The organism is Desulfosalsimonas propionicica, from assembly GCF_013761005.1.
Taxonomy (GTDB): domain Bacteria; phylum Desulfobacterota; class Desulfobacteria; order Desulfobacterales; family Desulfosalsimonadaceae; genus Desulfosalsimonas; species Desulfosalsimonas propionicica.
The window spans coordinates 348,284-360,631 of record NZ_JACDUS010000003.1 but is presented as its reverse complement, the minus strand read 5'-3'; the positions used below and the strand labels follow the sequence as shown (position 1 = coordinate 360,631).

Annotated in this window: 10 protein-coding genes; 3 read left to right on the top strand and 7 right to left on the bottom strand. The window is 54.7% G+C overall.

Annotated elements, in window-relative coordinates; translation table 11 throughout:
- Nucleotides 1-2 precede the first annotated feature (2 nt).
- The 7 genes from HNR65_RS07520 to HNR65_RS07485 form a co-directional block, all read right to left on the bottom strand.
- Nucleotides 3-1,136: a hypothetical protein gene (locus HNR65_RS07520; RefSeq protein WP_181550858.1), complete on the bottom strand. Its 1,134-nt coding sequence runs from the start codon at nucleotides 1,134-1,136 to the stop codon at nucleotides 3-5.
- On the bottom strand, nucleotides 1,133-2,077 hold the full coding sequence (locus HNR65_RS07515; RefSeq protein ID WP_181550857.1) for an ATP-grasp domain-containing protein: 945 nt from the start codon (nucleotides 2,075-2,077) through the stop codon (nucleotides 1,133-1,135). The genes HNR65_RS07520 and HNR65_RS07515 overlap by 4 nt, the downstream gene beginning before the upstream one ends.
- Entirely contained in the window at nucleotides 2,074-2,433 is a 360-nt protein-coding gene (locus tag HNR65_RS07510) for a DsrE family protein (protein WP_181550856.1), read from the bottom strand. The genes HNR65_RS07515 and HNR65_RS07510 overlap by 4 nt, the downstream gene beginning before the upstream one ends.
- 51 nt (nucleotides 2,434-2,484) lie before the next feature.
- Nucleotides 2,485-3,873 carry a tetrathionate reductase family octaheme c-type cytochrome gene (locus HNR65_RS07505; protein WP_492207454.1) on the bottom strand — a complete coding sequence of 463 codons (1,389 nt, stop codon included), beginning with the start codon at nucleotides 3,871-3,873 and terminating at the stop codon, nucleotides 2,485-2,487.
- Nucleotides 3,874-3,876: 3 nt separating this feature from the next.
- Entirely contained in the window at nucleotides 3,877-4,206 is a 330-nt protein-coding gene (locus tag HNR65_RS07495) for a thioredoxin family protein (RefSeq protein ID WP_181550854.1), read from the bottom strand.
- 958 nt (nucleotides 4,207-5,164) lie between these two features.
- Nucleotides 5,165-6,574: a sigma-54 interaction domain-containing protein gene (locus HNR65_RS07490; RefSeq protein ID WP_181550853.1), complete on the bottom strand. Its 1,410-nt coding sequence runs from the start codon at nucleotides 6,572-6,574 to the stop codon at nucleotides 5,165-5,167.
- Between the two features lie 32 nt (nucleotides 6,575-6,606).
- Nucleotides 6,607-7,113 (bottom strand): hypothetical protein, encoded by a 507-nt coding sequence (locus HNR65_RS07485; protein ID WP_181550852.1) that lies wholly within the window; start codon nucleotides 7,111-7,113, stop codon nucleotides 6,607-6,609.
- Between the two features lie 154 nt (nucleotides 7,114-7,267).
- Between HNR65_RS07485 and HNR65_RS07480 the strand changes: the two genes are divergently transcribed.
- Genes HNR65_RS07480 through gshB form a run of 3 tightly spaced genes read left to right on the top strand, consistent with a single transcriptional unit; the run spans nucleotide 7,268 to nucleotide 12,342 of the window.
- Nucleotides 7,268-8,077 carry a formylglycine-generating enzyme family protein gene (locus HNR65_RS07480; RefSeq protein ID WP_181550851.1) on the top strand — a complete coding sequence of 270 codons (810 nt, stop codon included), beginning with the start codon at nucleotides 7,268-7,270 and terminating at the stop codon, nucleotides 8,075-8,077.
- Nucleotides 8,078-8,080: 3 nt separating this feature from the next.
- Complete coding sequence (locus HNR65_RS07475; protein ID WP_181550850.1) at nucleotides 8,081-11,341, top strand: Npt1/Npt2 family nucleotide transporter; 3,261 nt, start codon at nucleotides 8,081-8,083, stop codon at nucleotides 11,339-11,341.
- Nucleotides 11,332-12,342 (top strand): glutathione synthase, encoded by a 1,011-nt coding sequence (gene gshB / locus HNR65_RS07470; protein ID WP_181550849.1) that lies wholly within the window; start codon nucleotides 11,332-11,334, stop codon nucleotides 12,340-12,342. The genes HNR65_RS07475 and gshB overlap by 10 nt, the downstream gene beginning before the upstream one ends.
- Nucleotides 12,343-12,348 lie beyond the last annotated feature (6 nt).

The following is a 12,348-nucleotide window of genomic DNA, read 5'->3' as shown; positions in this document are numbered from 1 at the left end:
CCCTATTTTTCCGCCAGTTTGCGTTCAATGGTTTCCACCAGGTCGAACCTGCCCTGCTGCCTGAGCAGGGGCAGCAGTTCCAGGTAAAAAGGTTCCCTGTGGCGGATATTGATCTTAAAAGCGTCAAACATCTCCGGGACCACATCGTCTTGCACAAATGCCCGGGTCTTGTGCAAGGCCCCAAGGGCCACCAGTCCGGTCATGGTCCGGACGCATTTTTCACACCGGCCGCAGTTGAGCCGGTCCTCCACATTGGCCAGACACACACGGAAGTTATCAAAGCCCGGTTTCCACCGGGTCACCATGCGCAGCTTATCCAGCCGGGACAAGTCCGCGTCCCGGTGCCGTATGCGCAGGGCATAACTGGAATACTCGGGATCAAGCATGGGATGGCTGCCGCACGGACCCAGATTGTCAAAATCATAGGACGAAGCAATGTAGAAAAGATTGACCCGGGAGGAAAATCCGTGGGCCACGGCCGCCAGCACCGCCCCGAAAAACCGGTTAAGCCACAGCTCCCGGTCATCGCACAAGTGGCGAATATTGGTATACACGGCAATGGTGTTGACCCCGGCTGCGGCCGCAACCCGTTCCATGGCCGCAACCCCCCGGTCAAACACGTGATATTTCATGCCCCGGGCCGGCACCCCGCCGATATCAAATCCATGCACAAAAAAACAGTCCCGCACCCTTGCGGGATGGGATTTCGGGTATTGGGCCATGTTGCGCCAAAGTGCGGCAATGGAGTCAATACCGCCGGAATAAAACATTGCGGCGTGACGCCCGGGCTCGCCGTCGTTGTCCGCGCTTTTTAAAATAGCGGCCGGCTCTATTGCCAGTGGCTTGTACCGTTGCCGGGTCCAGACCCGCATCAGGGCCATCACAGCCGCCAGCCCTTCCATCAGAAACGGGCAGACAGTGCCGTCCACGGCAATGCGCCTTTCCCCGAAATGCAGGGCCGGTATGATGCAGCCCGTGACAAAGGCATTGGCATCAGCCTTCAGGCTGCTGCCCAAAGGATCCGGGGTCTCGATAAAAATCTCTTTGTCCGGCTGATCACAGTCCTCCCACACCACGGTGACCCGGGCCCTGCGCCCCTTGTCTTTTTTTTCCAGTTCCAGATCTTGAATCTTCAAAACACGCTATCCGTTTTCCGGGCGCGGGTGAGGCAGAAATCAATGATCCGCCCGGCCATATCGTCTCCGGTTGCAGCCTCAAGCCCTCTGAAACCCGGCGAGTAATTCACCTCAATGACTCTGGCCCCGCCCCGGCTGTCGACAATAATATCCACACCCGCAATATCAAGGCCCACCGCCCGGGCTGCGGCCAGGGCCATTTGCTCGATTTCCCGGCTCAATTCAAAGGCCCGGCTTCTGCCCGATACGTGAAAGTTGGACCGAAAATCCCCTTCTGCCGGCACCAGGGCCATGGCCCCGGCGATTTTTTCCCCGATGACCAGCACCCGCAGATCCGTGCGTCCTGCCGGAGGGATAAACTCCTGGAGCAAAAGCCCCTGGCCCGTTTCCATGTGCCCGATAATGAATTGATCTGCATCCCGGCTGTTTTCCAGAAGAAAAACGTCTTTTCCCTGCCTGCTGCTGAGTTTTTTGACCACCAGGGGAAAGCTGTTCAAATGCTCCATTGCCGCATAAAACAGCCGGGCACTGTGGGCAAACACCGTGTCGGGCACCGGCAGCCCGCAGGCGGCAAGGGCCTGGAGGGTCAGAAACTTGTTGGCCGCCGTCCGGATGGCGGCCACTCTGTTGACCAAAGGGACATTCATGGCCATGAACTGACTGAGCACGGTCAGGCTCGAGGCCCCGATCTGCGCTCCCTGCCGGGGCAGAATCAGCCTCGGCAGAGATCCGGCCAGGGCCCCGCCCATACCGGGCCGTCCCCGGAAAATCCATGGGCCGGCCCGGTACGGATCAACAAGGCCCAGGGCGCAACCCCGCTTTTCCGCGGCTTCCAGAAGCCGCCGGTTGGGCGGATAATCACTGTCTCTGACCGTGATAACACCGATGTCCATGGCAGCGCTTTCCAGAGAGGTTTGGGTCGGGTCCTGCACCGAAGTCACAAACTGATCACTGCGGCATCACAGGACAATTGAATCAATTCCGCAGCCGTACCCAAGCGGGCGCCATCGATCAAATCCTCCCCGGCAATCCGCCTGGCTTTTGCACATGGGGTACAGGCCAGAATTGGCACTTCGTGGGCCTGCAGATAGGTGATCAGATCATCTGCCACATCGCCTGTGGCTGCCCGCAGATTGTCGGCAAGGCCTTTTTTTGCGATATAGACCGCTTCATCAAGCAAAAACAGGGTTACATTCTTTCCTTCCTTGTGGGCCACCGTTGCCAGGTGCACGGCCCGGGTAGCCCGGTTGGGATTGTCTGTGCCGCACGAAAGGCTGATCACCACATTGTTTGTCATATCCATCTCCTTTGGACTTGTTTTGCTTGTATCCCCAATGCCGGACCAAAATCACTGCCGCCCGGCGGAGCGGCCGCCCACGTCGGCCGGATCACCTTCATATCCCAGGGCGCGGAAATCCATCACTTTGTCACAGCCGTGGCAGTCCAGGCAGGAAAAGGCCTCCTCCTTGGGGGCTACCTGATGATTCAGCCGCCAATGCATAATGGTTTCCACAAAAACCACTTCCCCGGAAAAATCCAGTCCCGCCGCGGCCATGCCCTTTTCTGCGGCATCAACCCAGTCATAGGTTTCAAAATAACCGCCATCGCCAAAGAGTTTGGGCACGATCAAATGCCCGTTGACCGGATCAGCCGGCTCCACGCCTTTCATGATCTTGTAGGGCGTAATCCTGGCTTCCGGGTCATGGATATCTCCCTGGGGCGGATTGATCTGGGTGCCGGCCTCCCGGTTGATGGGATCTCCCTTGAGATACCGCTTGTGGGTGCCATTGTACCACTCATATTCCGGGGTCAGATTTTTTTCCCGGATCAGCAGCCCTTTTTTCTTGCTCAGAATTCTTTTTTTCTTGCCGTTGTTTTCCAGGACCTTGTCTTCCCTGCCGCTCTGGGACCAGTCCCAGAGTGTGGTGGTGGGTGCATCCTTTGCGTATTCCGGAATATGGCAGGCCTCACAGGAGACCGCATCAGTGTGATCGTTTAGCTTGGAAAGCATTGCAGAAGACTTGTCATGGGGGCGGCTGTCATGGCAGTCCGTACACGCCACGGGTCCTTCGCTGACAGAAGAAGTGGTGCTTCTGCCGGCAATTTTGTGATTCTCTGTGGTGTGACAGTCCTGGCACTGAAAATCCATGCCGCCCATGTGCACATCATGCTCCCGGGAAGGGTCGGCCAGTGCCGCATCCATGTCCCCGTGTTTTACATTGTTGCCACCGCCGCCGTACCAATGACAGGAACCGCAATTGGAACGGGTGGGCTTGGCCACGCTTTGGGCGACTTTGAGCAGATCCACGGAACCATCCGTGTACCCGCATTCCCCCTTGCTGCCGGCATACTTGCCCGTCTGGTCGTGGCAGACCAGGCAGTCCACAGCCGCATCATCCATGAAATCAAAGGTATCATCTTCTTTTCCGTACCCGGCGTGACATTTGGTGCACCTGCACCAATTGGATTCAATGCTGACTCAGTAATTGTTCATCAGATCCCTTTTGCCCAGCTGCCGGCCTTCTTCAAGTCCCACCACATGGGGCGAAGGCCCTTTCCACAACCAATGGGCGGATTCCAGCACTTCCTTTCCCTCCTCTGCGTGGCAGTGCAGGCAGGTTTCCGTTACCTCCGGGCCGGATTCAAAATCGTCATGGATATAATTGCTGTGATCCACCGCCATGGCCGGACCCGATAACATGACCATTGCCAGGAGTCCTAAAATCCACTTTTTCATATTTTACTCTCCTTTTTCCGCGGCACGTTCAAGAGCGCCCGCAAGGATCTCCCTGGGCTGCAACCCCACAAAGCGTTCCTGTTCCCGGCCATTTTTGAGAACAACCAGGGTGGGGATGCTGTAAATGCCAAATTGTTTGGCCACTTCCCGATTTTCAGAAACATTGATTTCCAGTACCCGTACGCGGCCGGCAAAATCATCGGCAATCTGACCGACAATGGGTGCCTGGGCCTTGCACGGTCCGCACCACGGTGCATTGAAATCCACCAGGCAAACTCCCTTTTGCGTAGCATGACCGAAATCCTCACTGCTTTCCAGCTTCTGCGGATCCATGAATGCGCCTCCCTTTGTTTTTCCCATAATCCAATCAATAATTGTGCCATTTTTTCTGCCATTCCGGGCGCATTCATAAAAAATTATAAATTCAAACAATTATTCCGCAACAAAAATTTGCGCCAATTGGGGTAAAGGTTTTTTGCGCCTGTCCGGCAACACATCCTTGTTTATTGTAACGCTGAAGTAACGTTATCTTCGCCACAATCCGTTTGCTCAAAGTCCTGATGTTGCCACTCTTGTAAAAACTGCTCAAATCGTTTGATACTTATCAGGAAGGAAGCCCTGCGGCCGGGGTCAGTTTTTTCGCTCCTGACCGTTTTTACGGATTCAAAAACAGACCCGGACCTTGGGCTTCCTTGAAACTATTTTTCCGGATCGCAGCCCGGGAATGAAACTTTGCACACAGCCGGCCATGATGCCGGTCGGGGGGCGGTTTGCGAGTCGCATTGAGCGCGCAGGCGGTCAGCAGGGAGCAAACCGCCACCGGGCCGGCATCATGCGAAAATCATAAAAATTTATAGAACTCAGCATTGATGGCACCGTAAAAAGCTTTTTACCGCGTCCGCTGTTTGTCAGGAAGGAAGCCCTGCGGCCGGGATCAGTTTTTTCGCTCCTGACCGTTTACGGATTCAGCCAATGCCTTCGCTTAAAATTTACAAACTCGGCCTGTCGGCCTCAAACAGTTTGAATTTTTTTGGCTTCGGCATTGGCTAAATTTTTCCGTAAACGCTCAATGTCGCTTACAAACCGACCCCGTCCTTGGACTTCCTTGGAAGTCTGATTTCAAATGGCGCCGTATAAAGTCCAAGACCAAGCCTTGTGCAATTTTGAAGAATGCAGCGTACTTAGCTGTACGTGAAATGCTGAGAAATTACGTGTACCGCAGATATTAAACTTTACGGCGCCATCAGTATTAACAGCAACTCTTTTTGATGTTGCCTATGCCAGGTTTCAATCAGACGGCTTCAGGCGGCTCCATAGGAATATCAAATTTTTTCATGTACTTCCAAACAGACGTCCGGCTTTTTCCCAGCCGGCGGGCCGCCTCTGCCTTGTTCCATCCGCATTCCTGCAGCAGCGCCATCAAAGACTCACGGGTCAGTTTTTTATGCTTATGGGCAGCACCGCTGTGAGGGGGGTTGGCCGACAGGGTATCCAATTCCATCTGCCGGATTTCAACCGGCAGATCAAACACGTCAATCCATTCGGTTTCGCAGAGGACAAAGGCGTGCTCAATGGCGTTTTCCAGTTCCCGGACATTGCCGGGCCAATTATAATCCATCATCAGCTGCATGGCATCATGGCTCAGACCGAAAATACCCTTGCCGGTTTTGGTGTTAAAACTGTCGATAAAATGGCGTACCAGCAGCGGGATATCCTCCCTGCGGCTGCGAAGCGGCGGCAGAAACACAGGAAACACCTTGAGCCGGTAAAACAGGTCTTCCCGGAAATTCCCCTCGCGCACCAGGCTGTAGAGGTCCTTGTGGGTGGCGGCAATCACCCGGATATCCAGATGGCGGGAACTGGTCTCCCCGACCCGTTCGATTTGTCGTTCCTGAAGCACCCGCAGCAGCTTGAGCTGGATCAGAGGACTGACCTCTCCGATCTCATCAAGCAGAATGGTGCCCCCGTGGGCTTCCTCAAACCGCCCCACCCGGTCCCTGTGGGCGCCGGTAAAAGCGCCGCGGACATGGCCGAACAACTCGCTTTCCAGAAGCGACTCAGAAAGGGCGCTGCAATTGACCACCACCAGAGGCCCCTTGCTCCGGTCGCTGTTGTAATGAATCGCCCCGGCTGCCAGCTCCTTGCCTGTGCCGCTTTCACCCTGCAGCAGCACCGAGGCATCACTTTTGGCCGCCATGCGAAGGGCCTGGAAAACCTCCCGCATGGCATGGCTTTTGCCAATAATGTTGTGGAACTGGTGTTTTTCAAGAAGCTTCTGCTGGGCTTCCTCGGCCTTTCGCCGGGCAGCGGTCAGCTCGGTTAAATCCGTCAGGGTCTCAACCACCCCGATAATCCGATTTTCCTCGTCTTTTAGAACCCGGGCGTTTTTGATGACCGAAACCCGGTGACCGTCCTTATGCTTTAACTGACATTCAGAGGGCTGCACTTCCCCTTTTTTATAAATCTGGCATTCATGTATATTGGCTGGACATTCCCGGCCGAAACACCGGCTGAACGCCAGTAATGAACAATAACAGCCAATGGCCTCCCCTGCCCGGTATCCGGAAAGCCTTTCCATGGCCGGATTCCAGGATGTAATGCGCCCTTCGGAATCCAGGGTGAAAACCCCTTCGCCCATGGTTTCCAGCAAAAGGCCGGCGAACCGGCTGTCCCATACCCCGTTTTGATCTTCCCGGTGCATTATCTGATGCTCCATACCTGGATTTTTATTTTTCAAATCATCCATTCCGGAATCCAGATCCCCATTTTTTTTCCGGTTTTAGGGCTTTTATAAACAGCCATTTTCCGGGTGTTATTGTTGATGGCAATCTTCTGCCCTCCGATGTTGTCTTCTCCGATCACGGAATAAAGCTTCCGGCTGCCCACCCGGGCCGTCAGCCCCGCCAGCAGGTTGCTGGCCATTTTTCTGCCCCGCAATTCCGGCAGAACCGATGTATAGCCCCGTTCCAGAAAACCTGACAAATCCAGGCCGGTCTGTTCCCGGACCATTTGCGTAAATTCAGTGCGGGGATGTTTGAGACTCGAGCAGGCCGCGATCTCGCCTTTGTCATCTCTGACATAGCCGATTAAAAAGGCATGGGACAGGTTTTCCCGCACCCGGCCCGGATCCACCGAGCCGCCGGCCTCCACCAGGGAGATGATGCGCTCCATATCTTCTCTTGCCAGCTCCTCCGGGGGAGCAAAATGATAATCAATGCCTTCTATGGTTTCAGTTTCCATCAATCCCGTGCCTCCCCGGCACTACAGTTGAATTTGACAGTTTCCCAAAAACCCCTTAAAACATCTAAACAGCAATATTCTTAAAATTTTCAACCAGGACCCGGAGACACCAAGTGCCTTTATATGTATCTTCTATATATCAAGGATATGGTTCATGCGAAACCTCTATTTTCTCATTTCCCTGACTGCGGTCTTTGCATTGCTGAGTCTGTCCCCGTCCGTCCGGGGAGCGGAAAATGTTTATCAAAATCGACTGGGCATGGAATTTATCAGAATCGAACCGGGCCGATTCATGATGGGCAGTCCCCCGGATGCGCCCCTTCGGGGTAAAAGCGAAAAACCCCACAAGGCCCTTATTTCAGAGCCCTTTTACATGCAAACCACCGAGGTGACCATCGGCCAGTGGCAGCAAGTCATGGGCAAAAAATGGCTTTTCCCCAGAAAGGGACCAAAGAATCTGCCCGTGACCGACGTTTCATGGCATGACTGCAAAAAATTCATAAAGAAACTAAACCGCCGTACCGGTCAAACCTACCGCCTGCCCACAGAAACCCAATGGGAATACGCATGCCGGGCCGGCACACAAACTGCCTTTTTCTGGGGCGATAATATTGAATGCACACGGGCCATGTACGCCAATTCCCCTATAAAATCCGACCAGTGCGTGGAAACCGTCAGATCCCTTGGACTGAAGGCAAACCGACCGGCACCGGTGAAAAGCTATGAACCCAATGACTGGGGGCTTTACGACATGCACGGCAATGTCTGGGAATGGTGCCGGGATTGCTTTGATCAATACCCCCTGCCCGAAGCCCCCGGCACGTTTGAATGCGTGCGGCGGATACGCAGGGGGGGGTCCTGGTACAGCGACCCCCACAGCCTGAGAAGTGCCAACCGCGCCTACGCCCACCCGGCTGCCAAGTTTAAAACCACCGGCTTCCGGCTGGTCAAAGAGGCGGATTAATTAATGCGCAGGGTCCTTTTAAACTGGCTTAAACTCCACGAAGACGAGGTTGCCCTGTTTTTATGGACCGCCGCACTTTTGTTTCTGCTGCGCAGTTCCGGCATGGTACTCAACAACTACGCGGAAACCGCCTTTCTCAAGCGCTACGGGGTCCAGTACCTGCCCATTGTCAACATGCTCAACTCCATTGCCACCTTTGCCCTCACCGGCATTCTGGCCCTGTTTATGACCCGCCTGCAAAGCACCCGGCTGCTGGGCATGCTCTTTGTATTCTGCGGGCTTTCAGTGGGCGGCATCCGGCTGCTGATCCCCATGGGTCTGGATTTGATCTATCCCCTGCTGTTTATGCTAAAAAGCCAGTTTGAACTGCTCGAAGCCCTGCTTTTCTGGAACCTGGCCAATGATCTCTACAATACCCGGCAGTCCAAGCGCATTTTTCCGCTTCTGACTGCGGGCGGGGTCATCGGCCTGATTGCCGGCAGCTTTACCACTCCCTACATGGCCGCAGTCCTGCATTTTGACAACCTGTTGCTGGTCTACCTGGGCATCAGCCTGCTGGGGGCGGTTTTGGTCAAGGCCATGGGCATGCACATGCGCATGGCCCTGCCAGGGGATAAAAGGGGCAAAAAGGTCAAGCACCAGCCGCCCATGCGGGAGCAGTTCCAGCAGGTGCTGCCCTTAATCCGGCAGTCGACCCTGGTAAAAATCGTATTGGTGCTCACCTTCATGCCCAATGTGGTGATCACCATCATGAACTATCAGTTCAATTTTGCCGCAGATGCCTATTTTGCCAGCGAATCCGGACTACTGGGCTTTTTTTCCTATTTCCGGGGAGTGCTCAATATTATCAGCCTGGTGCTGCTGCTGTTTGTGGGCCGGCTATACGGCCGCTTCGGCCTGCCCGTGGCCCTGATGTTTCACCCCTTTAATTACATTATTGCATTTATCGCTTTTCTGGCGCGCTTTGACATCTTTTCCGCCGTATATGCCCGCATGTCCACAAACATCATCCGCACCACCGTCAACATGCCGGCCAACTCCATTTTAATCGGGCTGTTTCCCGAATCCTACAGGGCCATGGTCCGGCCCTTCCTGCGGGGAACCGTGGTCCGCGTGGCTCTGTTTGTCGGCTCGGGTCTGATTCTGGCCTCTGCAAACCTGTTTCATCCGCGCTATCTCTCCCTGGTGGCCCTGCCTTTTGTGCTGGTCTGGCTGGCGGCCCCGTTTGTGCTCAAACGCAGATATGCCGCTATTCTCATGGACCTCATTTCGAAAAACATGCTGGATTTAAAAAGCATGGAACAGCAGAATCTGGGCAAGCTCTTAAAAAGGGACCAGGCGGATCCGGGACTGACAGAAGCCTTTTTAAACGCCCGGGGCGAAGACGCGCTCTGGTATGCCCGGCTGCTCAAGACCCTGGATGTGAATAACTTTAACGATCTTGTGGCCAAAGCCATTGACCGGCAGGATACAGCCACCCGGATCCGGCTGCTGGAAATGCTTTCAGACAACCCCGGCCCCGGGGCCGCAGAGATGCTGCAAAGGATGCTTTTTCTCCCCAATGCGCCCGAACTCACAGTTGCCGTGATCAACACCATACGAAGAACAGGCGTTGCAAACCCTGCAATCCGGGACCGGCTCGAAACCCTGATCCAGCACCCCCACCCCGAGGTCCGGGGAAACGCGGCAGGATGCCTGTACATGAAAAGCCCGGGCAAGCTCAAACCCAAAATTGATACCTGGCTTTACGCCAAGGACATCGATCACCGCAGGGCGGGTGTTATCGCCGCAGCTCAGACAGGGGAAAAGGGCTATGCCGGGATTTTGACAGAAATGCTTTCAGATGCTGACAACAAGCCCATCCGGAGCGATATCCTGCGTTGCCTGTCGCGGCTGTCGCCGGGCAATTTAAATGACATTGCCGCCCCTTTTCTCAATGACCCGGATGCCGGCCTTCGGCGCGCGGCCATAGAGAGCATGGAAATCACCGATGACACATCATTGTCCGAAATTATCGGGCACCTGGGGGATTCAGATACGGACATTGCCCATATGGCACGGGAGAAGATCAAAAACGCCGGCTACATCAACGGCAGAATTCTCATCGAAGCATTAAACCGGCCTGACCGCCGGATGCGCGAAGCGATTTTTGAGCTGCTGGAAGAGCTGAAAATCAAAGACCTGGACATTACGCGCTTTACCCGGCAGGGACTTTTTCACGCCTATACCTGCCTGGCCAGGGCCGAGGCCCTTGAAAAGCTTCCGGAAAGCCGGGCCAAGAACCTGCTAGTGGAACACCTGCTTGAAAAAAAGGAACTTATCCTGGAAAACACTTTCCGGGTGCTGGCCATCCACGACCGCAAGGGCCGCATGTGGACTGTTTTCAGGGGCCTTTTTTCCACCAGCTCCCGCCACCGGGCAAACAGCATCGAACTGCTGAGCGATATCATGGATCATAAGCTCTTTAAGATGGTCAGCCCACTGCTCGAAAGCGCCTCCATCTCCCAGAGCCTTGACCAGGGCAAAAAATACTTCAAATTGCCCCGGTTTTCATCTGTTGCCAGGGATCTTTTCCCGGAACTGCTCAAAGAAGCCGATGATTGGCTGGAGCCCGTGCTGGCGCTTTATGTCCTGGAATATCACGCCGAAGCCGCAGACCGGCAAAAAACCGTTATCTTACAGCTCAAAAACGCTCAAAATCCCTATATCCGGCAGATGGCCCAAAAAATTATTTCCGGTGCGTCCGGAGCGCTTGACCCAAAGGAGCAAATCATGGATACTGAACTCACAGTTCCGGAAAAAATTCTGCTGCTGAAAAACATTGCCATTTTTTCCGGCCTGACCGTCAGCGAACTCGGCGCCATCGCTGCTGTGACAAGGGAAGTGGCCTATCCTCCCGATCAGGTAGTGATTGCCGAAGGCGACCCGGGCGACCGGATCTATCTGATCATCGACGGTGAGGTGGCTGTTTGCAAAGGCCGGGAGGCGGAAAAGCAGATCCGCCTCGACACCATGGGTCCGGGGGATTATTTTGGTGAAATGGCCCTTTTCGAGGAGACCGAGCGGTCCGCCACCATTCGCACACTAAAACCCGCGCGGTTTCTGCTTCTTGACAAACCGGAGTTCAACGAACTGGTACGCGAGTACCCGGGCATCGCCCTTCAGATCTGCACGGCACTGAGCCAGCGCCTGCGCCATTTACAGTCCATGGTGGCAGAGGCTGAGACAAGAACCGGTTCGCAAAAGGACACGCCATGCAAATAGCTTTTGTCATGGATCGGCTGGAAGGCATTGATCCGGTTTTTGAAACCACTGCGGCCCTTATGTATGAATGCAACCAGCGGGGACATTCGGTGTTGTTTCTCGAACCCCATGACATCTATGTGCGCCGACAGCATATCGTGGCCCGGATGAAAGATGTCACAGTGGCCCGGGATCTTTCCATAAAACAATACTGGGACAAAGCCGTCGCCCGGCAGCAGGAGGAGTCGATCAGCTTTGAGGAACTCACGGAACTCGACGCCCTTTTCCTTCGCAAAGATCCGCCCCTGAACTACAGCTCGGTTGAATTTCTGGCCCCGATCCGCAACCAGGTCTTTATGGTAAATGATCCCTTCGGTATGGTTCTGGGCAACAGCAAGCTCTATACCCTGAATTTTCCGGACCTGACCCCGGAAACCCACATTTCCCGTGACCCGTCCCGGCTGCGCAAAATCATCGATAACTTCGGCGGTGACATGGTCATCAAGCCCCTGGGCCGCTTCGGGGGCCAGGGCATTATCAAGGTCAGCACCCGGGACCCGGAAAACCTCAACTCCCTGATTCACTATTACGTAGGCGCTCACAAGCCCTATGCCGATCGCGAACAGATCATGGTCCAGGAATACCTAAAAGGGGTCAAGGAAAAGGGGGATGTCCGCATTTTAATGCTAAACGGGGAAATTCTGGGGGCCATGTGCAGAAAACCCCCGGACGGCAGCTTCCGGACCAACATTCATGCCGGCGGCAAGGCCTTCGCCCATGCCATCACCGCCAGGGAACGGCAGATATGCGAGCAGATCCGGCCCCGCCTTCTTGCCGACGGTCTTTATTTTGTGGGCCTTGATCTGATAGATGAAAAATTAATCGAGGTCAACTGCGTCAGTCCCGGGGGTATTCCCCGGATCAACCGGCTGGAAAATATCCGCATGGAAACCCGTGTCATAGACTTTGTGGAACAAATGGCCCTTGCCCGAAAACAATCCCGGCAGGCGGCGCTCAAATAAAAAGGA

Coding starts and splice junctions, on each gene's coding strand:
- HNR65_RS07510 (WP_181550856.1), bottom strand. CDS start 2,433: ATGACAAACAATGTGGTGATCAGCCTTTCGTGCGGCACAGACAATCCC.
- gshB (WP_181550849.1), top strand. CDS start 11,332: ATGCAAATAGCTTTTGTCATGGATCGGCTGGAAGGCATTGATCCGGTT.
- HNR65_RS07475 (WP_181550850.1), top strand. CDS start 8,081: ATGCGCAGGGTCCTTTTAAACTGGCTTAAACTCCACGAAGACGAGGTT.
- HNR65_RS07485 (WP_181550852.1), bottom strand. CDS start 7,113: ATGGAAACTGAAACCATAGAAGGCATTGATTATCATTTTGCTCCCCCG.
- HNR65_RS07490 (WP_181550853.1), bottom strand. CDS start 6,574: ATGCACCGGGAAGATCAAAACGGGGTATGGGACAGCCGGTTCGCCGGC.
- HNR65_RS07495 (WP_181550854.1), bottom strand. CDS start 4,206: ATGGATCCGCAGAAGCTGGAAAGCAGTGAGGATTTCGGTCATGCTACG.
- HNR65_RS07480 (WP_181550851.1), top strand. CDS start 7,268: ATGCGAAACCTCTATTTTCTCATTTCCCTGACTGCGGTCTTTGCATTG.